At 47.9% G+C, this 23,712-nt stretch carries 21 protein-coding genes; all 21 read right to left on the bottom strand.

The genetic code is table 11. From position 1 onward, the window contains the following. Positions 1 to 14: 14 nt before the first annotated feature. The 21 genes from LQE92_RS14050 to secA all read right to left on the bottom strand — a co-directional run bounded on the left by LQE92_RS14050 (position 15) and on the right by secA (position 23,388). Positions 15 to 1,151 (bottom strand): RND family efflux transporter, encoded by a 1,137-nt coding sequence (locus LQE92_RS14050; protein ID WP_231063570.1) that lies wholly within the window; start codon positions 1,149 to 1,151, stop codon positions 15 to 17. Then, positions 1,148 to 3,547 (bottom strand): hypothetical protein, encoded by a 2,400-nt coding sequence (locus tag LQE92_RS14045; RefSeq protein ID WP_231063569.1) that lies wholly within the window; start codon positions 3,545 to 3,547, stop codon positions 1,148 to 1,150. Before LQE92_RS14045 ends, LQE92_RS14050 begins: the two co-directional genes overlap by 4 nt. A gap of 11 nt (positions 3,548 to 3,558) precedes the next feature. Continuing rightward, positions 3,559 to 4,428 carry an ATP-binding cassette domain-containing protein gene (locus LQE92_RS14040; protein WP_231063568.1) on the bottom strand — a complete coding sequence of 290 codons (870 nt, stop codon included), beginning with the start codon at positions 4,426 to 4,428 and terminating at the stop codon, positions 3,559 to 3,561. Between the two features lie 126 nt (positions 4,429 to 4,554). Beyond that, positions 4,555 to 5,676 carry a hypothetical protein gene (locus LQE92_RS14035; RefSeq protein WP_231063567.1) on the bottom strand — a complete coding sequence of 374 codons (1,122 nt, stop codon included), beginning with the start codon at positions 5,674 to 5,676 and terminating at the stop codon, positions 4,555 to 4,557. Between the two features lie 18 nt (positions 5,677 to 5,694). Beyond that, on the bottom strand, positions 5,695 to 7,173 hold the full coding sequence (locus LQE92_RS14030; RefSeq protein ID WP_231063566.1) for an ABC transporter substrate-binding protein: 1,479 nt from the start codon (positions 7,171 to 7,173) through the stop codon (positions 5,695 to 5,697). Positions 7,174 to 7,254: 81 nt separating this feature from the next. Beyond that, complete coding sequence (locus tag LQE92_RS14025) at positions 7,255 to 8,487, bottom strand: M56 family metallopeptidase (RefSeq protein ID WP_231063588.1); 1,233 nt, start codon at positions 8,485 to 8,487, stop codon at positions 7,255 to 7,257. 117 nt (positions 8,488 to 8,604) lie between these two features. Then, positions 8,605 to 9,000: a BlaI/MecI/CopY family transcriptional regulator gene (locus tag LQE92_RS14020; RefSeq protein ID WP_231063565.1), complete on the bottom strand. Its 396-nt coding sequence runs from the start codon at positions 8,998 to 9,000 to the stop codon at positions 8,605 to 8,607. Positions 9,001 to 9,230: 230 nt separating this feature from the next. Next, positions 9,231 to 10,280, bottom strand: a complete 1,050-nt coding sequence (gene tsaD / locus LQE92_RS14015) for a tRNA (adenosine(37)-N6)-threonylcarbamoyltransferase complex transferase subunit TsaD (RefSeq protein ID WP_231063564.1) — start codon at positions 10,278 to 10,280, stop codon at positions 9,231 to 9,233. A 33-nt stretch (positions 10,281 to 10,313) separates the two neighbouring features. Next, positions 10,314 to 11,228, bottom strand: a complete 915-nt coding sequence (locus LQE92_RS14010; protein ID WP_231063563.1) for a ribonuclease Z — start codon at positions 11,226 to 11,228, stop codon at positions 10,314 to 10,316. A gap of 136 nt (positions 11,229 to 11,364) precedes the next feature. Then, positions 11,365 to 11,592 (bottom strand): hypothetical protein, encoded by a 228-nt coding sequence (locus LQE92_RS14005; protein ID WP_231063562.1) that lies wholly within the window; start codon positions 11,590 to 11,592, stop codon positions 11,365 to 11,367. A 119-nt stretch (positions 11,593 to 11,711) separates the two neighbouring features. After that, the gene (gene rimI, locus LQE92_RS14000; RefSeq protein WP_231063561.1) at positions 11,712 to 12,206 is read right to left on the bottom strand and encodes a ribosomal protein S18-alanine N-acetyltransferase; all 495 of its coding nucleotides are present in this window, start codon (positions 12,204 to 12,206) and stop codon (positions 11,712 to 11,714) included. Continuing rightward, complete coding sequence (gene tsaB / locus LQE92_RS13995) at positions 12,203 to 12,934, bottom strand: tRNA (adenosine(37)-N6)-threonylcarbamoyltransferase complex dimerization subunit type 1 TsaB (protein WP_231063560.1); 732 nt, start codon at positions 12,932 to 12,934, stop codon at positions 12,203 to 12,205. The genes rimI and tsaB overlap by 4 nt, the downstream gene beginning before the upstream one ends. After that, entirely contained in the window at positions 12,931 to 13,368 is a 438-nt protein-coding gene (gene tsaE, locus LQE92_RS13990; RefSeq protein WP_231063559.1) for a tRNA (adenosine(37)-N6)-threonylcarbamoyltransferase complex ATPase subunit type 1 TsaE, read from the bottom strand. Before tsaE ends, tsaB begins: the two co-directional genes overlap by 4 nt. Then, entirely contained in the window at positions 13,361 to 13,891 is a 531-nt protein-coding gene (locus tag LQE92_RS13985) for a YcxB family protein (protein ID WP_231063558.1), read from the bottom strand. The genes tsaE and LQE92_RS13985 overlap by 8 nt, the downstream gene beginning before the upstream one ends. A gap of 51 nt (positions 13,892 to 13,942) precedes the next feature. Continuing rightward, entirely contained in the window at positions 13,943 to 16,087 is a 2,145-nt protein-coding gene (locus LQE92_RS13980) for a Tex family protein (protein WP_231063557.1), read from the bottom strand. Positions 16,088 to 16,125: 38 nt separating this feature from the next. Then, a complete protein-coding gene (locus LQE92_RS13975) occupies positions 16,126 to 16,608 on the bottom strand; it encodes a DUF2752 domain-containing protein (RefSeq protein ID WP_231063556.1) in 483 nt (160 codons plus the stop codon). Further along, positions 16,580 to 17,791, bottom strand: coding sequence for an aspartate kinase (locus tag LQE92_RS13970; protein WP_231063555.1), 1,212 nt, complete (start codon positions 17,789 to 17,791; stop codon positions 16,580 to 16,582). The genes LQE92_RS13975 and LQE92_RS13970 overlap by 29 nt, the downstream gene beginning before the upstream one ends. A gap of 53 nt (positions 17,792 to 17,844) precedes the next feature. After that, the gene (locus tag LQE92_RS13965) at positions 17,845 to 19,056 is read right to left on the bottom strand and encodes a homoserine dehydrogenase (RefSeq protein ID WP_231063554.1); all 1,212 of its coding nucleotides are present in this window, start codon (positions 19,054 to 19,056) and stop codon (positions 17,845 to 17,847) included. Positions 19,057 to 19,067: 11 nt separating this feature from the next. Beyond that, positions 19,068 to 19,511: an ACT domain-containing protein gene (locus LQE92_RS13960; protein WP_147595956.1), complete on the bottom strand. Its 444-nt coding sequence runs from the start codon at positions 19,509 to 19,511 to the stop codon at positions 19,068 to 19,070. A gap of 166 nt (positions 19,512 to 19,677) precedes the next feature. Further along, positions 19,678 to 20,791 (bottom strand): peptide chain release factor 2 gene (gene prfB / locus LQE92_RS13955; RefSeq protein ID WP_231063553.1). Its coding sequence is split into 2 segments (ribosomal slippage): positions 19,678 to 20,715 and positions 20,717 to 20,791, totalling 1,113 coding nucleotides; the frame shifts between segments, so codons are not numbered across the junction. 20 nt (positions 20,792 to 20,811) lie between these two features. Further along, entirely contained in the window at positions 20,812 to 23,388 is a 2,577-nt protein-coding gene (gene secA, locus LQE92_RS13950; RefSeq protein ID WP_231063552.1) for a preprotein translocase subunit SecA, read from the bottom strand. Positions 23,389 to 23,712: the final 324 nt, after the last annotated feature.

Genomic DNA, 23,712 nt, shown 5'->3' with positions numbered 1-23,712 from the left:
CGCCATACCTCCTCTTAGGCCCCAAAGGCGGCCTTCTGCCCTTCTTTCAAAGAATCCATAGGCCACGCGAGGTAATCCGTAAAGGATAATCCCTCTTTTATCTCGTAAGCGCTGTATCTGTCATTATAAGCTCCTAAAGCCACTTTCCGTTTTTCTAACTTTCCATCTTTATCAGCAGCCCACACATAGGAATTACTCTCCCCATTTACGATATAGCCCTCCGGAAGAAGGATAACCGTTCTCCCGGAAGTTTCCGGGGACTCTCCCAATCTCATCGGTTCTACATAGACATGCTGACCCGGAAAAAATCCCGCTGCATTTTCAATGACCGCATGGACAGGATAAGAAGATTCCTTCATGCCTCCTGCCACTGCTTCATTTCCTTCCGGCGCGCCTGTCTCCAGCCTGCTCACCACTCCCCTGCATGATACTGCCCCGTCCCGCTCTTTCACTGTCACTGGCGTACCTGTCTGAAAATCCTTAAGTTCTCCCTCGCCGACATAAAAAGTTAATTCATATGTTCCCTCTGATACAATAGTCAGACTTCGTTCATCTGCCCCAATCTCTGTGACGATCCCTTTACAGGGAGAAAATATCTGAGTCACTTTCATCTTCTCGTCAAGTCTTAAAATCTCCTTCTCTTTAAGTCCCATATCGTACCTGGCCTGCTCAATCTGTGTATTCACATCCAAAATCTGCAGATCATAGCTTCCTTTCTCCGAATCAGGCGCCTGTTTTCTGTTATTTTGCAGTGTCCTCATCTGGTTTTCCAAGCCGTCAAGGGTGAGCTTTCCCTGTTCCATATCCAGGACTGCCTGTTCCCTGTCAAGAGCCAGTAGGGAATTGTCATACGAAGCAAGAGCTGTCCCCTGTTCCACCTGTGCTCCAACCTCCACCAGCAGCCCGCTTAACTCCCTTCCCTCGTCCAGACGTACCTCTACTTTGTCCTTCGGTGCAAGAACGCCCAGATAACGGCTTTGCGCCGTCACTTCCTCGATGTATCCTGTGATGGAAGCCACAGACTGCACTGCCGCTTCCTGTTCCTTTTTCTTCTCGGGTATGGAAGGCGTCCCCAGATAAATACCAATTCCTACTGCCCCCAAAAACAATAGAACGATACCAAAAATCACCCATTTTTTCATATTTCTCATACGCCGCTCTCCTCATAGGTCTGAAAATAAAACCAACACCCAGCAGCCAATACCGCGCACCAATAGACAATCCGCACCGCTGTCAGCCGGTACATGGAAAATCCGGTCATCATCGGAAGCAGAGAAAAATAAGTTTCCCCTACAATTCCCATCAGATATAAAAACACCGGAAGTTCCAGAATAAGCATGGCGATCAGAATCGTATGAACCATGCTCCCACACCGTTTGGACAACCATAAAATCAGGCCCGCCGCCGCCAGCATACCGAGATATCTGCAGATTCCCACGACAAGGAGATAGGCCCACAGCGGAATATTAAAAGGTATCTCAGACAAAGCGCTCAGGCTCTTCAAAGGCGCTGAAAGTCCCGCCGTCCCATACTCTGAAAATACAGTCAGATATCTCGGAACATAAGCAATAAAATAAGCTGCCGTCCCATATAAAAAGCAGGAAACGTACTTTCTGACGCAAACGCTTCCGCCTCCTCTCAAATAAGCTTTCTGCAACATCTCCACCCTGGAGCTCCGCTCTACGGAAAACACCGCCGACAGGCCAAGAATCAGAAAGAAACCGAGCTTTCCGGCATTCATCACGTCTTCCCGCTGTCCATTTCTGTCAAAAAGTGCCTGCCATCCAGTATCATAGAAAAGTTCTGCGTCTGCTCCTGCCCTCTTCTCATTCAAGACATGCTCATACTGGCTGACAGCCCTGTCAAAGCCAATCATACCGCGAGCTGCTGCCATATATTTTGTATTGATCTCCTGCCACTCCATATAAGCAAGCTTCCCCGACGCGTATAAACCGGAAGCGCTCTTATTTTCTTTTGCCAGCGCATCAAACCTGTCAAATTCCTCTTGGTATATCAATGCTGTCTCCTGCAGCGGAAGCCCCTCTGCCTGGTCGATATAATATTGATAAAATTTGTCATCGGAATCCGTATATACCATAAATCCTTTATAAGTATTCCACTGTAACAGGCAAAAGAGGACCAGCAAAATCCATGCTTTCTCCATAATAAAAATTTTATACAGCTCTTTTGGGAACAGAGAAATTCTTATTTTTCGTTTCTTCCCTCTTCTCCTGATTTTCGCCTGCAGGAAAGTCACCATCCTGTTTTCAATCCTTAAGGATGAGCTCTCAGTCAAATAACGCCGAATGGAGAGCACACAAGAAAGAAAAACAGCCAGGGTACCTATTCCGATGCAAACAGGGACCACATTTACCGGCCAACCAAACAGATTCATGTTGAGATAATCTCCGAAAAACCATGGCGCATCTGCAAGGCAGACAAGGTTCAATATTTTCAGCGGACTTAAGTAAGAATGAATACCTATGGCGAAGTACAAAAGAAACTCTATGGAAAAGGTAATTCCCATGGCAAGACAAACGCTGATTCCATTTTTAAAAATAGTGCCGAGACAAAATATCAATGTGCTCCAAACCAGAGCCGCCGCTGTCTTAGCAGCCAAAAAGCCAGTAAGATACTCTCCCGCCGTCATTTCGTAAGGAGAAGTTAGAAAACCTTTCACGCTTTGAATCGGCCGGCTCAGATCTCCCATTCCGAAAACCACGTGGCTTATAAGAAAATCAATACCGTAAAACACAAAAGAGGCAAGCACAGTCAAAGCCAGAACCAAAAAAAGCTTGGCTGTAATGGTCTCCAAATATCCCTTTTTCATCGGTCTGATGAGAAGCAGCGTCCCTTCTTCTCTCTCCCCAAGAAGTATGGAAATCCCCAACACCACAAGCAAAAAAAGAAGCAGTATGTCTGTCACTTTTGATTCTGTGGCCAATATAATTCCTTCTGAACTCGCGGCTGGAAGTACCATACCCTTTAAATGCTCATAAGCCGGCGGCGTTTTCTCAATATTGCGATAAGAAAATGTCCCCGGATTTCCAAAGAGAGAGGAGGCTGTCATAATTCTGGCTTCATCCTCTATTCCCTCTAAATATTCTTCATAATGAGCCGCCGCCGAAACCTGTTCCAGTACGTCGGCAAGTAAACTCTGTTCATCATAAAAATTTTTCAAGTATAAAAGATAACTGTCCTCAATATCCAAATTCGGATATCGGCTCATAATTTCTTTATGCGCGCTGCGAAAGCTCTGTTTGTCTTCTTCTGTCCAGCCTTCGTAACCATCCGCCCATTGTCTCCAAACATCCACAGCTTCCAAAAGATTGACTCTTTCTGTTAAATTCTCCTCTGCTTCCAAAGCGGTCATACCGGCAAGACTCTCATAAACCTTACTTACATCCGCCTTCAGATACCCCTGGTACCTCCCCCTGCTCTCCCTGTAAACCATTAATCCATTAAAAAAAAAGAGAAAAAGAAAAAAGAAAGGCACCACTTTTTTAGAAAAAAGTTTTTTAAACTCGTAATAAAAAAGTCTAGCCATTTCCCTTCCTCCTATTCTTTAAAATAGTAAAGATACACATCTTCAAGACCCGGTCTGACAGCCATAAACGCGTAATCCTCCGGTTCTTTGTCAGAAATCACCCTTACGAAAAGATTCTTCCCCTCTCTGGCAATGTTTCCAATCAAATATTCATCTCTTCCAATGACTTCTTCCAGCTGTTCCTCCGGTACCTGAAGCTCCCAGACATGTCCTGAAAGAGAAGCATTGAGCTCCTCCCTCGTAGAATCTGCCAGCATCTCCCCTTCCCTGATGAGGAGTATCCGGTTTGCCACTGATTCTACATCTGTCACCACATGAGTAGCGATGATAACAATCTTTGCGGCTGAAATCTCCGAAATCAGATTCCGGATAGCGATTCTCTGCTTTGGATCGAGGCCTGCCGTCGGCTCGTCCAATACTAAAATCTTTGGCTCATCCAGCACTGCCTGAGCAATCAAAAGCCTCTGTTTCATGCCTCCGGAAAAAGAGCGGATTTTGTCGTCTGCCACGTCAGAAAGTCCCACCTGCGAAAGTACCTTTGGAATCCGCTCCTTTGCTCTGTCCTTTTTCATATCCCGAAGCGCCGCTATATAAGACAAAAAACCTGTCGCCGTAAAATTGGGATAGAGCGCCTGCTGCTGCGGCATATAACCCAAAATCCCTCTAAAGCTCCGACCAAGCCTTGTAATTTCTTCTCCATTGTATAGAATCTGACCGGAGGTCGCCTTTAAATTTCCTGTCAAGATGTTCATAAAGGTGCTTTTTCCCGCTCCGTTCGGACCAAGAAAACCATATACCCCCTCAGTCAGAGTGACATTCAAGCCTTTAAGCGCCTGCTTCTTTCCATAATTCTTTGTGAGATTCTTGATTTCAAGCTCCATATTCTTCTTCTTTCCATCTGACCTGCCGATTATCGTTCTCATTTTATATATCTAAATTCATTATAGCAAAAATCATCCTTTCTCACATCTATTTTTATATCGTTCGATATTTGTTTTCGCCGCCTCTTATTCTTCTAAAATTTCCCAATCTGCAGAACCCGAAATAAAATCCTGCATATTCATCCGGGCCAGTTCTCCTTTTTCAGAATCTCTGCCTATCAGCTGATCTTCCATTCTTACATACGGTATAAAACATTTCGCAGTATCTCCTGTCCTCAAAAGCCGGCATACCCCGTCTTCCATATATTGGTACAGTTCAAAAAATTGGCGGGCATATCCGTCCTTTGTTACCGCAGATTCCTCTCCATAAATGATAAAAACTTTAAGTTCCTCATCCCAAAAATAATCGGAAGCAACTCCCTTCGTCCAAATATGTTCTTGTTTTCCTGTTTCAAGATTTACAATGATAAGTTTAAACCTCTCGCCTTCCGAGGCACTGCATAACAATATATTTCCCTGAACGGCACCTGTAATGATATTTATATTATCCAAAATTACAGCGCTTTTTTTAGTGCCTAAATCCATTTGTTTTAACAGGTTTTTTTTGCCATCCCATTCTGTGTAGAGAAGCTTATTATCGTACTTTCCATAAACAGAATACGCCGGACGCATATACTCTTTTTCTTCACATAGTACCTCCGCTTCACCGGTATCAAAATGGAAACGATAGATTCCACTGCCCGTACCTGTCCATTCTCCCGTCGTCTCATCAAAATAGTCATCTTCCGTTTCTAACACACAAACATTATCATAAAACAGATTGACCGTGCCAATAGCCTTACCGTTCCCATGGGAAAACGGTCCGACTTCTTTTTCATTGCCCCCGTCCAGATCACAAGAATAAAAAGCCCCTTCGGATTCATCTGTTTTCATCACACGATAATACCATTTATCTCCCAGTTTTCCTATAAAATCTATGTTCTGATAAAGATATACTGACATACATTCAGAAGAATCATGTCTGCAGTTCGCTTTCGCACAAAGCGTTAAATACTCTTTCGATTCATAGTCATAGTATTTCAGCTTTCCATTTGTTTCCGATTTCTTATATAAAATTCCCGTCTCCGTAAAACAAGAATTCATACGCCAAACAGATTCTCCGGCATTATCCGTTCTTTCCTTCTTACCGCATCCAGCCAATATGAAAGCACTAATACAAAAAAACAAAAATGTCCGGTACTTTTTCATCGACTCTCTCCTCTCCTCCTATTTTCTTGAGTTCAATTGCTGATTCATGTTATCTATCACTTCCTGTATTCCCATTTTCTCAATCGTTTCACTCATTTTCTTTGATTCTGTCTTCCAATCCCCGCTGTTTCCGGAAAGCTTCCATATATAATCATCTTGAACCAACGTATTTATGCTGCTGATCGTTTCTCCAATCTCAATCATATCAAAGAAAAATCCATTCAGCACAGACGGACGTATTGTCTCTACGGTATTCCACAGCTCTTCATTTTTAGAATCCGGTTCATATTCTCCCGGCGAAGTCAGGAACGGATTGCCAAATGTGAGTTCTATAACAGCATCCGATAAATCCTTTTCCGAATAGATCAAACTCAATATATGGATTGCTTCTTCCTTGTTTTTACTCTTCGCCAGTACGCAGGCTTTATTTCCTTTTCCAGAAAATGACTGGTTGAATTCCGGAAACTCAACTGCCCGGAGTTTTATATCGTCATTCATTTCATAAGCGTTTTTGCAATACATTTCCGCGCTTTCTGTACTGTATGAGTATAAACCGGTGACAAAAAATTCTCCTGCCCCCAAAGCGTCCCAATAATTATCAATGCAGATCATACCTTGCTCACCCCATCGGTTCAAAAGCTCCATATGATTTAAAAACTCCTCATTCTTTAAAATATTTTCTGCGTCAGGCTCTCCATCTCTCATAGATACCGCAAGCAATTCGCAGACCGTATTTTCATAAGAATCATTCAAAAAATACGGCCACATTGTCGATACCACAAATGAGGGATTTTTCTTTTTTATACCGCTTTCCAGTACTTTGCCCATAAGATTTTCCATATGGGAAAATGTTGCCTGTTCTACGTCGATTCCAAATTCCTGCGCATATTTCTGATTAAATACAGCGTAATATTTAAAATTGGTATACGGTGTTAAAACTCCATATATTGCTCCATCATATCGGAGTGATTCCCATACGACTGCAGGATATGCTCTTTGCAGCGCCGTACTGGTATCTGTCTGTTCCATGTAATTATCCAGAGGCTCCAACATACCCTTTTTCGCCATCATCGCATATACATCATAACAATTCAGAATCCCTGGACATGTTACAATATCATAACCGCCGGTTTGGACCGCATCGATATAAGTCTGTACGTAAACTTCATAATCCTCCTCGAAAGGAACCTTGATATCTACAAATTTTATTTTATATTCTATTCCCTTATTTTTCAGCAGCTCATTTAATCCGTCCTCATAAATTCCCAAATCTATTCCCATGTCAAATACTGCCCATGTCAACGTCCCCGGCTCCATATCCTGCGCCATATCAAACTTCTCTGTATTCAGCTCCTCTGTCTTACTTTCTTCTTCACAAGTATCTAAACTGCTCATTCCAATAGACGGAGAGTCTTTTTCCTTTATATCATCCGATCCGCATCCACAAATGCCCAATACCAATACAGTAAGAATCATAACCTCTACATACTTTTTCATATGCCGCCTCCCTTTGAATAGCAAACGGGATAAGAATAACAATCCAAAACGGGGCGTCAATCCGACGCCCCTATAAATTTCCTACCTTACCACAATCAATCCAACCGTAATATCTTTACCCGCAAGGTTTTCTACATATACGCGATGGTAGCCGTTCTGATTAACAGTAAACGTATGGGAATACGCTCCCGTCCCGGATACGCCTCTCCAATATCCGTCAGGCTGGCTCAAACCAGCTCCGACCTTGGCATTCGCAGGGTCCGGCGATACTGTTAAAACGACTTTATTTCCATTGGCAGCATAAAATTCCCCCGTCAGCTTTGCCTTTCCCGCAGATATATCCCATGTATAGCTGCTGGTCGCCCTCGTCATAGGATTGTCCGGCATTTCTATTATGATTTTATTTTCATCCGGAAGCCATTCCACTTCTTCCAGATCAGTTATTTGCGGCTGCAGATCTTCTTCGATGATCACCTTCGTTGCTTTAAACACCGCATCATATAACGCCGCTATTCCCCGCCCTGCTGCCAGAGATGTAACCGTTGAGGCCAGTAGGAATCCCATCACCAATAACATTATCCATGCTTTTTTCAGCTCATTTTTCGGATTATACTTCATCATCCTGTTTACCCTCCCTTTCAATGATTCTAATGTTTTATGTAACCTCATACCGGACATTAATTCCGTTTCCACTTTACCGGAATTGCGGGCTACAATTTCAAAATATCGTTTAATATCCCATCCGGTACTCCCCTCAAAACATACATGTTTATCACAATATATATCACCCCATTTATCAACCTCCTTTTGGAGATACCTCGTGACCGGATTAAACCACTGAATCCTGGCAATCCAGCTGCATGCCTTTTTTAACAGCAAATCTCCCTGCCTGTAATGCCAGAGTTCATGTTCCAAAATTGCATACAGCTCATCACTCTCATATTGCTTTTGAGGCAATAATATTTTCTTATGCCAAAATCCAACGATCATTGGAGTTCTCTGTCCCACCGTCATATACACCGGAACCTTTTTTGATAATTTCATATCGCCGCATACAACATCCGCTGCAGACTGTATTATTTTTTCTGCCCGCATACTGTGCCTGATGATACCTCTGATCACTGATCCACACTGTACATATTTTATAACTTTCCAGCCCGCACCTAATAACCAGATAACAGCCATAACTCTGAATGCACTTCTCAGGAACGGAGTCTGCTGAGAAAACTGTGTATCCATAGGCCCATACAATAGATTAGTCCGAAACGCCACATAAAAAAATGCTATAGGTACAAAAAAAACGATCACGACCACCAAGCAGGCTCGAATTCTCTTAATTCGTTTTCTCCTGTCCAAACTATTGCTGAAGATTTTCCATCCTGCAAATACAGCAGTACCGGTCAATGTGGTCATGAATATCATTAAAATATACTAATCAAGTTCATCCAAAAATCTCCTGAATTCTTCTAAATCTTCTTTAGAAAGACCTTCTTCATCTCCCTTTAATGCCATCATTGCATATGCGGCACTGCTTTGATTCCAAAATTTCCTCCAATATCTTGTCTGCTCTTTCATGTAATCATGTTTATTTACAAGAGGAATATGGATCCGGCGTCCATTCTCCGATTTAATGATTCGGATATAACCTTTCTTTTCCAAATGACCTGCATATGTGTTCACAGTCTGCGGAAGAACCTGCTCATTTAAATATTCCTGATATGTTTTTCGGATATTGGAAGTAGTCGTTTCCTGACCGATTTCCCCCACTTCCCAGATAACTCTCATCAGCTCCAGTTCAGTCGCCGTTAATTTTGCTTTTTCCAGCATTGTTTTCTCCTTTTAATTATAATATATTACTCTTTTTTACTTACCTGTATTTTATCACCTTTTCATATTGTAATCAAGTTATACCATCAAACTTCCCAAAAAATATAATCATAATAAAGAATAGAAAAAGGCTCTTACCGTATTGGCAAGAGCTTTTCATAGAATCCTATAGTATTAAACCATATATTTATCCTGACCGGCATTTTTCAGATTAATTTTCGCACCACGCTTTACCGCTCTCCCAGCTTCAGGTTGGGAACCGCGTTCAGATCCCAGCCGCTCCTTGTCCCTTTTTGATACTCATAGTAGGCTGCCGCGCCGATCATCGCCGCATTGTCGGTACAAAGAGCGGGAGACGGATAGTAAAAGCGGAATCCTTCCTTCTCGCATGCCACTTTCATGGCTGCCCGGAGAGCTGAATTCGAGGCCACACCGCCGGCAATGACCACATCCCGGATATTGAATTCTCTGGCAGCCAGAATCGTGCGGCTCACCAGGGATTCTACCACCGCATTTTGAAAGGAAGCGGCCAGGTCGTTCCGGCTGACCTCTTCTCCCCGCATCTTTTCATGGTTCAGGTAATTGAGCACTGCCGACTTCAAACCACTGAAGCTGAAGTCATAAGGCGCTCCTTCTATTTTCGCCCGCGGGAATTCCATCGCGTGGGGATTCCCTTCCCTTGCGGCCTTATCTATCTTCGGTCCTCCCGGATACCCAAGCCCAATCGCCCGCGCCACCTTGTCAAAGGCCTCCCCCGCGGCATCGTCCCTGGTCCTTCCGATAATCTCAAATTCCCCGTAGTCCTTCATCTTCACCAGATGAGTATGGCCGCCGGAGACGATCAGGCATAAAAAAGGCGGCTCCAGCTCTTTGTTCTCAATAAAGTTGGCGCTGACATGGCCTTCTATATGATGTACGCCGATAAGCGGCAGCTTCTTCGCATACGCGATTGCCTTTGCGGCGGATACACCTACCAGCAGAGCGCCCACCAGGCCGGGGCCATAGGTGACCCCCACAGCGGTCATTTCATCCAGAGTCATATCCGCTTCGTCCAAGGCTTCCTGGATCACCTGATTGATCTTTTCAATATGCTTCCTGGAAGCAATCTCCGGCACTACGCCCCCGAACAGCGTGTGCAGCGCGATCTGTGATGATATCACATTGGACAAAACCTCCCTGCCGTTCTTGACCACCGCCGCCGCTGTTTCGTCGCATGAGCTTTCGATAGCTAAAATATATACATCCTGTTCTTTTTTTTCTGCTTCCATTTTATCATCCATTCCTATCATCCGTTTCCATCTCTGCTAAAACCGCTAATCGTCTTCTTCAAATTTAAGCTCCGCCGACTGTCCGTCTTTCGCCGCCAGCGCCCTGGGGAAAATCTTCCGCACCTCGTCCATATAATCCTCCGGCCACATCAGGGACGGACTGTAATGAGTAAGCCAAAGCTCCGGCACATCCGCATCTCTGGCCAGCCTCGCCGCCTCATACATGGTCATATGCTTATTCTCCCGCGCTTTAGCTGCTTTTTCCCGGTCTCCGTACATACCCTCACAGATAAACAGGTCCGCTGTTTTCGCCTCCTCTGCGATGCCGGGCGTCGGTCTGGTATCCGTGCAGTAAGTCACTTTAATGCCCTTCCGCTCTTCTCCCATCACCATGTCCGGCGTATAAAGCCGGCCGTCAAGCTCCACATTTTCCCCTCTCTGAAGAACACCCCAAAAACGCACCGGAAGTTCAAGTGCCTTTGCCTTCTCCACTTGAAATTTCCCCGCCCGCTTTAAGGAGACGGAATATCCATAGCAGGGAATATTATGATTGACCCGAAACGCGCGAATCGAATACGGACCCACGGTCAGATCCTGCTCCCGTTCCGACAGCTCATGAAATTCAATGGGAAAGGGCAGCTCGGGAGCTATGGTCCGCAGAGCGGTAACGACACGCTCAAGCCCCCTGGGACCAATCATCTTAAGCGGTTCCGTCCGTTCCGCGTTTCCCATGGTCAAAAGCAGGCCAGGAAGGCCGCTGATGTGGTCCGCATGGTAATGAGTAAAGCATATCACGTCGATGGGCTTCGCGCTCCATCCTTTCTTTTTTAAGGCAATCTGTGTCCCTTCTCCGCAGTCGATGAGCAGATGACTGCCACCGCACCGCGTCATAAGAGAGGTCAGCCACCGGTAGGGCAGCGGCATCATCCCCCCGGTTCCCAATAAGCATATATCAAGCATGGCAATCCTTCCTTCTGAAATACATATCCATTTTTTTCATTCTGTTCTCACATTGCATTATCATAACATAAACCGCCCCGCTGATACAAGAGTATTCTCTCTCATATCCCGGGGCGGTCTGTAAATTGTTCTCGTTTTAAAGAAGCTCTGTCTCTTCCTCTATATCCACGGGCACGGAAAACCCTTTTACAAGCTTGTCATAGCAGTCCTCACAGAGAAAGAAATGATGCCGTTCTCCGTCCTTCCCGGAAAAATATCCCCAGGTCTTCGCCACGGACAGGCCCTCCCCGTAAGGAGGTGTGCCATCTGTCTTAACCGTCTTTCCGCATTGGTTGCAGATCCGGAATTCCTGTTTTGTCTCCATGCAATTCTCACAGCCTTTCCAAAAGCTCGTTCTTTTATTGTTATCCTTCTTTATCATTATAAAATCATGAGCCGGAATAAGAAAGCGGTAATCCATGGAATTCCTTCCGTCGTCTTCCTCTAAAGCTTTCTGAGCCAGAAGATCCTCGCATCCTCCGTGGGATTCCGATAATAGTCCTTTCTCCGCCCTTCTTCCTGGAAGCCGTACTTCTCATACAGAGAAACGGCGGCAAGATTTCCTTCCCGCACCTCCAGGGTGGCAGCCCCTGTACCCCGCTCTTTCATCCAGGACAGAAATGCTTCCATGAGAAGGCCTGCGATTCCCATTCTGCGAAATTCCGGCAAAACGGCGATTCGGTGAAGCTCTCCCTCTCCGGCCACAATCATGGCGAACAGATATCCCGCCAGACATGTTCCCTTCCAGGCTCCAATGGCACCAAAGGACAGCTTCAAAGGCGCTTCAGCCTCAAGCTCCTTCCTTCTGCTATCCAAAGCCTGCCGTATCGTCTCAGAAATAAGCTTCTCTGACCAGGGTGTGCCGAAAGCCCTCTGTTCCAAGGCAGCCGCTTCCAGGGCGTCCTCCGGTTCCAGATTTCTTATCAGAATTCCGTTCACGATATGGTCTCCTTCGCCGGACCCTCCGCCCGTTTTTTTCTTTCCAGCATCTCCCGCTCCGCCTGAGATACACGCAGATACTCCGGCGCATAATCCCCGGCTTGTTCTGTCCTCCCTGCTTTCAAGTACTCTGCTCCCAGGGCCGCTACGGCTCCGGCCCTCTGACGGCATGAAAACGAAGGGGCAAACACAAAGGGAACCCGGGTTCTTTCTTCGATCACCGCTCTCCCAACGGGCACTCCATCGCCCAAAAAGACTACAGGGCGCTTCTTTTCATTAATCTCTTCCAGGAGCTCTTTAAGATCCATAGCCGCCTGCGGCTTCAGAACCTGGAATTCCGAATGGAACTCATACAGTCCGCAGTACACCTGTCCCCTTCTGGCATCCATGATCGGGCATATGAGACGGTCCGTTCCAAAATGCTGATACGCCATGGCATCCAAAGTCGGCACATGGATGAGCGGTTTATCAAGAGCCAGCCCCAGCCCCTTTGCCGTCGCTGAGCCGATTCTTAATCCGGTAAAGGAACCAGGACCACCGGACACCGCTATGGCGTCGATCGTCTCCAGGTCCGTTTCTGTCATCCTTACGATCTCATCAATCATTGGAAGCAGGGTCTGAGAATGGGTCTTCTTAAAGTCCACCGTATATTCTGCCGTCAGCCTCTCGTCCTCCCAGACGGCGGCCGAAGCTGTCAAAGAAGCACTTTCGATTCCTAATATTTTCATTGCCTTTCCCGTCCTATGGTTATTTTCCGGTAATCAAACCCTTTTTCCATGTCCTTCTCGATGGTGATCCATTCCGCAGATCCCGGTATAAGCTCCCTGATCAGGGAAGCCCACTCTATGAGACATACCCCGTCCCCGAAAAAATAATCCTCATATCCGATCTCTTCCATCTCTTCCACATCGCCAATCCGGTATACATCAAAATGATACAGAGGAAGGCGTCCCTCCTCATAAACCTGCACAATGGTAAAGGTAGGGCTGTTCACAGGCTCCGTGATCCCGAGCCCGGCGGCAAAGCCCTGGGTGAAAACGGTCTTCCCCACTCCCAGATCGCCGTCCAGGCAGAACACTGTGCCCGGTCCGGCGTCCTCTCCCAGACGCTTCCCAAACGAAAACGTTTCTTCCGGACTGTATGTCTCAACCTGCTCAAGCACCTTTCCTTTTCCTCCGTTTCCTTCTGTGGACAATGACTCTCCTGCCCTTGGCCGACTTCCGGATGAGCTCTACGATATCGTCTGCCTGCTCGGGGTTCTGGTCCAGAGGAAGCAGATGCGCCCTCACCTTTCCCATATAAAACAGAACGACATTTTTGAGAACAACGATCTTTGTGATATCCTTCCACTCAACAAGGCCGCCCTTGTCACCTTGAAAGATTCCGAGTCCGTCCTTTGATATTTCCACGTCAATAGGATGCTGGAAAAGCTCGGTGGTAGCCGCCTGCTTTTTAGACTTATAATACAGATTCAGTGGATTTAAAACAAGTCCCCATATTAAAATAAAGATACAGAATATCTTGGCCCATACCGCCATGCTGCCAAAATTCCCGATCAAATCCACCAATGCCATCACAGACAGCAGGACAAGCAGGATGCCGGTCAGCCCGAAATACGTGTGATATACCTGAAATCGGAATAAATACTTTGGTTTGATCTCCGTTGTGACTCTGATTTTATCCATTCTATCTTATTTCCTCCGTCAATTCTCCGGCGGGTCTTAAAGCCTCCGGCATTATTTTATCTTCATGGTCAGCTGAATCCGCTTCCTGTCCAGATCCACGCTTAATACCTGCACCTCCACAATATCCCCTACGCTGACCGCCTCCAGCGGATGTTTGATAAAGCGGTCACTCATCTGGGAGATATGGACCAGGCCGTCCTGATGGACGCCGATATCCACAAACGCCCCGAAATCAATGACATTCCGCACCGTACCCTTAAGGACCATCCCCGGCTTAAGGTCCTTCATGTCCAGAACATCGGTCCGGAGAATCGGCTTAGGCATCTCATCCCTCGGATCCCTGGCCGGTTTCTCCAGCTCCTTCAGGATGTCGGACAGAGTAATTTCCCCGATCCCCAGCTCTCCGGCAAGCTCCTTCGGCCTCATCACCTTTCTGCTGATACCGGAAAGGCCTCCCACGGTTATCTGTGTCTTATCGTATCCCAGTTTATCAAGCAGAGCATCCACCGCCGGATAACTCTCCGGATGGACCGCGGTAGCGTCAAGCGGATTCTTCCCTCCCTGTATCCTCATGAAGCCGGCACACTGCTCATATGCCTTGGGTCCCAGCTTTGCCACCTTCAAAAGCTGCCTGCGGTCTGTAAACCTTCCATTTTCCTCCCGGTAAGCCACGATATTTTTGGAGACCGCCTTGCTGATTCCAGAAATATATTCCAGCAGGGAAGCCGAAGCCGTGTTGAGATCCACCCCGACCTTGTTCACACAATCCTCTACCACTGCTTTTAAAGCCTCATCCAGGTTCTTCTGATTCATATCATGCTGATACTGCCCCACTCCGATGGATTTCGGGTCGATTTTCACCAGCTCCGCCAGCGGATCCTGCAGACGCCTCGCAATGGAGACCGCGCTCCTCTGCGCCACGTCGAAATCAGGAAATTCCTCCGTTGCCAGTTTACTGGCAGAATAGACCGATGCTCCGGCCTCGTTGACAATGATATACTGGACCCGCTGCGGAATCTCCTTTAAAAGCTCCACGATCACCTGCTCCGACTCCCGCGATGCGGTCCCGTTTCCCACGGATATTAAGGTCACGCCATATTTCTCAATGAGTTTCTTAAGCACGGCTTTCGCTTCTTTTACCTTATTCTGAGGCGCCGTCGGATAGATGACCACCGTGTCCAGCACTTTCCCCGTAGCGTCCACCACGGCCAGCTTACAGCCGGTGCGGAAAGCGGGATCCCAGCCGAGCACCACATGTCCCACAATGGGCGGCTGCATCAGAAGCTGCTCCAGATTTTTGCCAAAGACCTTGATGGCTCCTGCCTCGGCTGTTTCTGTCAGGCTGCTCCTCACCTCCCGCTCTATGGCAGGGGCGATCAGCCTTTTATAGCTGTCTGCTATCACGTCTTTTAACACCGGAGCTGTGTACGGATTATCTCTGACAATGACCTTCCGCTCCAGATACTTAAGGATATCCTCCTCCGGAGCAGCTATCTTCACAGTCAGGAATTTTTCCTTTTCCCCCCGGTTAATTGCCAGAATCCTGTGTCCTGCGGTCTTTTTCACTGGCTCCTCAAAATTATAATACATTTCATATACAGATTTTTCTTTTTCGTCTTTGGCCGACGACTGCAAAAGCCCCTTATCCACCGTCAGGCTCCGGATATAAGTGCGGTAATCTGCCTCATCGGAAATCCTTTCCGCCAGGATATCTCCGGCTCCCTCCAAAGCCGCCTCCGCCGATTCCACCCCTTTTTCTTCCGACACATATCCGGCCGCTTCCGAAATAGCCGGGACCTTGAGCATCTGCAGCATCAGAACATCTGCCAGAGGCTCAAGACCCTTTTCTCTGGCGATAGTCGCTCTTGTTCTGCGCTTCGGCTTATAAGGGCGATACAGATCCTCCACCAGCACCAGAGTCTGCGCTTCCAAAAGCTGCCTTTCCAGCTCTTTGGTCAGGGCGCCCTGTTCCTTTATGGTCTCCAGCACCTGGGCCTTCCTATCCTCCAGGTTCCGGAGATATCTGAGCCTTTCATCCAGGTCCCTCAGCACCTCGTCATTCAGAGAGCCCGTCATCTCCTTTCGGTAGCGGGCGATAAACGGAATGGTATTCCCCTCGTCGATCAGCTGTACGGCGGCCTCTGCCTGGCTCCTCTTTATCCCGAGCTCTTCGGAAAGCATCTTCATAATATCCATTTTATTAACCATCCTCCAAATCAATCGGTATATCCGGCCTACAGGGCGGATGCCCATTCTATGAGATTCACGTGCCAGCAGATCCAGGCCAGATTCTTGACAATCACATTTAAGATCAAAAGCACTACTGCTATTTTAATATAAATGTGCCGATAAGTCATCCCCCCTATTTTCCCTTTGGTGAAAATCCTGAGAGTATGGCTTACCATGAAAATACCAAAAACAGCCATCCCGTAGATCACCAGAGGATGGCAGATGATACTCGCTGTTATTTTCCCCTGGAACAAGAGGCGGAAAGCCCTCGTCCCCCCGCACCCCGGACAGAAAAATCCGGTCAGGGAATATATGGGACAGGCCATGAGCGGACCCCCCAGAGGAATATGAAAATACCGAATGATAAAAGAGGCGGCGGCTACCACAAGGATAGCCGCCAGTCCCAATAGGTACAAAGTCCGTTCTGTCTTTCCTCCGCTGCCCGCTCCGCCTTTTTTTTCAGTCATCGCCCAGATCGAACTTGTCATGGATCGCTCTCATGGCGCGCGCAACATCGTTCTCGTCAATCAGCACCGTGATACGGATCTCGGAAGTGGAGATCATCTGGATGTTGATATCCGCGTTGTAAAGCGCTTCAAACATTTTGGCCGCCACCCCGGGATTGGAGGTCATGCCCGCTCCGATGATGGATACCTTCGCTACATTTTCATCATACTGGAAAGAACGGGCGGTAAACGTATCTTTATGCTCATCGATAATGGCAAGCGCCTCATGAAGCTCTGTCTTCGGGACCGTAAACGCAATATCCCTTCTTCCGTCCCTCGCCACGGACTGGAGGATGATATCAATGTTGATATTCTTCGCAGCCAGGTAGTTAAACAGCTTAAAGGCGATACCAGGCTCATCATTCACACCGATTACTGAAATTCTTGCCGTATTCAAATCTGAAGCGACACCGCTTACGATCATTTTCTCCATTTTTGTCTCCTCCTTAACAACAGTTCCTTCCGCATAGCTCAAGCTGGAGCGCACCACCAGCTGAACACCGTACCTTTTTGCCATCTCCACTGAACGATTATGAAGTACCTTGGCGCCCAGGGACGCGAATTCCAGCATCTCATCATAGGTCACCTCGCTCATCTTCCTTGCGTTGGGCACAATCCTGGGGTCCGCGGTATAAACGCCCTCCACATCCGTATAGATTTCACAGGCATCTGCGTGAAGCGCCGCAGCCAGCGCCACCGCTGTCGTGTCGGAGCCGCCCCTTCCCAGAGTCGTAAAATCGTCGTGCCGGTTGACCCCCTGGAAGCCCGTCACGATCACGATCTTCCTGGCATCCAGTTCGTTCCGGATACGTTCTGTGTCGATCCGTTTCAGCCTGGCGTTCATATAAGCAGAGCTGGTATGCATTGCCACCTGGAACGCGTTAAGAGAAACCGCGGGAATATCCATAGACGAAAGCGCCATGGCCATATATGCCACCGACATCTGTTCACCAGTTGCTAGGAGCATGTCCATTTCTCTTTTGGGCGGGTTGGGATTGATATCGTGGGCCTGAGCGATCAGACCGTCTGTCGTCTTGCCCATGGCGGACAAAACCACGACCACATCGTCCCCCTTCTTATAATCCTCAGCGCAGCGCCTCGCCACATTGAAGATCCTTTCCTTGTCGGCCACCGAGCTGCCGCCGAATTTTTTAACAATTAACATATTATCCTCCTGCTATCCATGCTATAGAACTGCTGCCTTCCGAATCCCATTTCCTACATATCCATACGGATCATCTGCAGCACACCGTCCAGCTTCGCCGCCTTTTCCGTATAGTCGGATTCCTTCATCTCCGGAGTCACAAACGCGAATTCATCCAGTCCCTCTAATTCAATATATGTCACTCTGCCGAAAGCTGCTTCCGCCTGGGCGGCTTTTTCCGACCGTTTTCCGGCCATCCTTACAAAAAATTTCCTGGAATAGGTTCCCATATCAGCCAGCGGAAGCTTCTTCGTGCTCCAGCTGGTCAGCAGCGTCGAATGAAGATTTTTCGCTTCCTCGATCACATCTGCCACTACCGCGCTGGCGGTGGGAAGGCTCCCTGCGCCGCGGCCGTAGAACATCAGCTTATCCACCATATTGCCCTCGACCATGATGCCGTTGAACACGTCGTTCACTGCGTACAGAGGATGGCTGGAGTCGATCATAACAGGAGCCACCATCGCGTAGAACTGTTCTCCTACCCGCCGGCTGGTGCCGAATAATTTGATCGAAGTCCCCATTTTATTGGCGTATTTAAAATCCGTATCGGTTATCTTTGTGATCCCTTCCGTATAGATATCCTCATAGTCCACCTGGCTCCCGTATGCCAGAGAAGACAAGATCGCAATTTTCCTGCATGCGTCAAAACCGTCGATATCGGCGGAAGGATTTTTCTCCGCATATCCTTTTTCCTGGGCTTCCTTGAGGACCGCGTCAAAGGTCATCCCTTCTTTGTCCATCTTCGTCAGCATATAATTGGTCGTTCCGTTCAGAATTCCCGTGATTTCCATGATCTCGTCCGCCGTCAGGCACTGGTTCAGCGGCCGGATGATTGGAATTCCTCCGCCGACGCTTGCCTCAAACAAGAAACTGACCTGGTTCTCTTTTGCCAGATCCAGAAGCTCCGTCCCACACTTGGCTACCAGCTCTTTATTGGAAGTCGTCACGGATTTTCCCGCCGACAGTGCTTTTTTTACAAATGTCCGGGCAGGTTCCACGCCGCCCATGGTCTCGACCACTATAGCTACCTCAGGGTCATTCATGATGACATCCACGTCATGCACGATTTTTTTCTGTATGGGGTCTCCCGGAAATTCTCTCAAATCCAGAACGTATTTTACTTCTAAAGGTTCTCCGACCTTTCTGGAAATACTCTCCCTGTTTTCTTCCACAACTGACGCCACTCCGGAGCCGATGGTGCCGTATCCCATAATTGCAATCTTCATTGGTTTTCCTCTCACTCTCTGCCTAATATTTTCAAATAATGTATCCCGTCCAGCTTCTCGATCTCAGCCAGCATGGCTGAAGTGTCGCCGGTAGTGGGCAATACGTCCACGCTCAATGTCAGGGAAGCCACGCTGTTGATAGGAATCGTCTGATGAATGGTCAGAATGTTCCCATTGTAGTCCGCTATGGTCTTTAATACCGCGGACAGAAGCCCCGGCACATCATCCATCTGCAGCACGAAGGTAATGGTCTTTCCCCTGGAATTGTCATGGAACGGAAAGATATCGTCTTTATATTTATAAAAGGAGCTTCTGCTGATGCCGACCCGCTCGGTAGCTTCCTGCACCGTGATCACTTTTTCCGAGTCCAAAAGCCGTTTTGCTTCCACCACTTTAAGAAGCACCTCCGGTACCGCTTTGTTCCTGACTACATAATATTGATTATCTTCTGCCATACATCCTCCGTTTCCTCCAGGCGTCCGCCCATCAGATACAAGTGTTTTCACCACGAAGAATCTTAGCACATTTATTCCAAAGATGCAACTACTTTTTTTGCGAATGTCAGTTTCCTGCAATTTTAAGGGATATCCGCACAGAGCAGATACCCCTCTTTCATTTCTTTTATTCCTTACCCAGCTGAATATACTTCAAATATGCGCTGATAAAGTTGTCCAGGTTCCCGTCCAGAACACTGGCCACATTTCCGCTCTCCTCATTGGTCCTGTGGTCCTTCACCATGGTGTAGGGCTGCATGACATAAGAGCGGATCTGGTTCCCCCAGCCGATCTCCTTTACATCCCCGCGGATATCAGAGATCTTTTCCGCATTTTCCTGCTGCTTCAAAAGCAGCAGCTTCGCTTTCAGCATCTGCATGGCTTTGTCCTTATTCATATGCTGAGAACGCTCATTCTGGCACTGTACCACGATTCCAGTGGGAATATGGGTAATCCGGATGGCCGAGGATGTCTTGTTGATATGCTGGCCGCCAGCCCCGCTGGAACGGTACGTATCCACTCGCAGATCGTCGGGATTGATATCGATATCGATATCCTCTTCTATATCCGGCATCACATCACAGGATACAAAGGAGGTCTGTCTTTTTCCCGCCGCGTTGAAGGGCGAAATGCGGACCAGACGGTGGACTCCCCGCTCCGATTTCAGATATCCAAAGGCATTCAGTCCGTTTATCTGCACGGTCACGGATTTAATTCCCGCTTCTTCACCGTCCAGATAGTCAAGGACCTCTGTCGAAAAGCCCTTTCGTTCCGCCCACCGGGTATACATCCGGTACAGCATTCCGGCCCAGTCACAGGATTCGGTGCCGCCGGCTCCCGCGTGGAGCGTCAGGATGGCGCTGTCGCGGTCATACTCCCCGGATAAAAGTGTGGACAGACGAAGCTCCTCCAATTTATCCGTAAGCGCAGTCAGACTCTCTTCAATCTCCGGAATCACGGAAGCGTCGTTTTCTTCATATCCCATATCGATGAGAATCTGTATTTCTTCTCTCTTTTCTTCCAGCTCGTGGAATTCTTCCACAGTATCCTTCAGATTTTTAAGCTCCTGCATGATCTTCGTGGAGCGCGCCGTATCATTCCAGAAATCCGGCTCCTCCAAATACTTCTCCAGCTCTGCGATCCGTTCACTTTTCCCAGCCAGGTTAAAGTGAATCCCTCACTTCCACTAAAGGTTTTGCCAGAGCCGCGAGATCGACTTTAAATTGATCAAGTTCTACCAATAGCTTCACCTTCTTTCTTTTTATTTTTCCAGCCTGCCGCAGCACTGCTTATATTTCTTTCCAGAACCGCAGGGGCAGGGATCGTTGGGATAAATTTTCTTATTTTCCCTCTTCTTGGGTGTATTGACAGCCGAATCATCCTTGTTGGTCCCGGTCACCTTGGCGACCTGTTCACGCTCTACCTTCTGCTCCACTCGGACATGGAACAGGAGCTTGACCGTATCCTCCTGGATATTGGCCGTCATGGCGTCAAACATCTCGTAACCGGCCATTTTGTATTCCACCAGAGGATCTCTCTGGCCGTAAGCCTGGAGACCGATGCCCTGGCGCAGCTGGTCCATATCATCGATGTGGTCCATCCACTTCCGGTCTATCACTTTTAGGAGAATCACCCGCTCCAGCTCACGGACCTGCTCCGCTTCAGGAAATTGTGCTTCCTTTTCCTCATAAAGCTTTACGGCTTCTTCCTTCAGCATGTGCTTGAGCTGGCTCTTATTATAGTTCTTATATTCCTCTTCCTGTATCGCGATGGGCTTGATCGGGATAATTGGAGAGATCAGGTCATTCAGACCCACGATATCCCAGTCCTCAGGCGCCTGATCGTCGGAGATGGTGCCGTCCACCGCGTTCTCCACCGTATCAGTGATCATCTTATAAATGACATCCCGCATACTTTCCCCGTCCAGCACACGGCGGCGCTCATTATAGATCACCTCGCGCTGTTCGTTCATGACCTCATCATAATCCAGCAGTCTCTTACGGATGCCAAAGTTATTCCCCTCGATCTTTTTCTGGGCTTTTTCAATGGCGCTGGAGAGCATCTTGTGCTCAATCTCCTCTCCGTCCTCCACTCCCAATGTATTGAACACGGACATCAGACGCTCAGAGCCGAAAAGACGCATCAGATCGTCCTCCAGGCTGATATAGAACCTGGACTCGCCGGGGTCTCCCTGACGGCCGGAACGCCCGCGCAGCTGATTGTCAATACGCCTGGACTCATGCCGCTCCGTGCCGATGATCTTCAGCCCGCCTGCAGCCCGCGCCTCATCATCCAGCTTGATATCGGTACCACGGCCGGCCATATTGGTTGCGATGGTCACCGCGCCATGCACACCGGCTTCTGCGACAATCTCCGCTTCCATCTCATGGAACTTGGCGTTCAGCACCTTATGGGGAATCCCCTTTTTCCGGAGCAGATTGCTGATTTCCTCAGAGGAATCAATATTAATAGTGCCGACCAGAACGGGCTGCCCCTTCCGGTGCGCTTCCATGACCGCTTCCACAACGGCAGTCAGTTTTTCTCTCTTCGTCTTATATACGCCGTCCTGCCTGTCATCACGGATGACCGGTTTGTTGGTGGGGATCTCTATGACGTCCATCCCATAAATATCACGGAATTCCTTTTCCTCTGTGAGAGCCGTTCCGGTCATGCCGGCTTTCTTGTCAAATTTATTGAAGAAGTTCTGGAATGTGATCGTAGCAAGAGTCTTGCTCTCTCGTTTTACCTTCACATGCTCTTTCGCCTCAATCGCCTGATGCAGACCGTCGGAATAGCGCCGGCCCGGCATGATACGCCCTGTGAACTCATCTACAATGAGCACCTGGTCGTCCTTGACCACATAGTCCTGGTCGCGGAACATCAGATAGTTTGCGCGGAGAGCCAGGATAATATTATGCTGGATCTCGAGATTCTCCGGATCGGCCAGGTTTTCAATATGAAAGAACTGCTCAACCTTTTCCACTCCCTGTGCCGTCAGGTTCACGACCTTTTCCTTTTCATTGACGATGAAATCTCCGGTCTCGGTGATCTCCTCCTTCATGATGGCAGCCATCTTGGTCATCTCTCCGCTTTCTTCTCCGCGCTGGAGCCTCTTTGCAAGGCTGTCGCAGATCTCATAAAGCTTCGTGGACTTCCCGCTCTGCCCGGAAATGATCAGAGGGGTTCTGGCCTCGTCAATGAGCACCGAATCTACCTCGTCGACAATGGCGTAATGGAGCTCCCGGAGCACCAACTGTTCCTTATAAATGACCATATTGTCTCTAAGGTAGTCAAATCCCAATTCGTTGTTGGTCACATAGGTGATGTCACAATTATAAGCAGCGCGCCGCTCATCACTGTTCATGCTGTTCAGCACGACTCCGACGGTCAGCCCGAGAAATTCATGGACCTGCCCCATCCATTCCGCATCACGGTGGGCCAGATAATCATTGACCGTCACGATATGGACGCCTTTTCCCTCCAGAGCATTCAAATAAGCCGGAAGAGTAGCCACCAGGGTCTTTCCTTCACCGGTCTTCATCTCGGCGATACGTCCCTGATGGAGGATGATGCCGCCCAGGATCTGCACCGGATAGTGTTCCATGTTGAGAACTCTTCTGGCCGCCTCACGGACCACCGCATAAGCCTCCGGCATGATATCGTCCAGGGTCTCCCCTTTTTCCAGCCTTCCTTTGAATTCCCTGGTCTTTCCGCGGAGTTCCTCATCGGAAAGCTTCATCATCTCCGGGCGGAGGGCTACCACCTTGTCCGCAGTCGGCTTAATGAGCTTTATCTCGCGCTCACTGTGTGTTCCAAATAATTTTTGTACTAAACCCATATCTGTACGCTCCTGCTTCTTTACTAATCTGGGACCAGGTCCCGTCAAAAGTACACAGCTATCCAATGATAATCTACCATAAATCTTTCTTATTGTATCACCAACCTCTTCTCAGTTCAACTGTTTTTCCGGAACTCTTCCCCCCTCCTCTCTTCTTTTACCCTCCGGGAGCGTTTTAGACACAAATTTTGCTTTTTATACATGTTGCACAATTCGACAAATCGATTTGCGGCTTTCGACACGTAACGTGAGAAGTTATCCACATTATCCACAAAAGTTATGCACAATCTTATTTGTTGATTTTACAAGGTTTTATAGTTGTCC

The sequence above is a fragment of the Lientehia hominis genome (assembly GCF_021044755.1).
Taxonomy (GTDB): Bacteria; Bacillota; Clostridia; order Lachnospirales; family Lachnospiraceae; genus Lientehia; species Lientehia hominis.
This window is presented reverse-complemented; position numbering and strand designations above follow the sequence as displayed.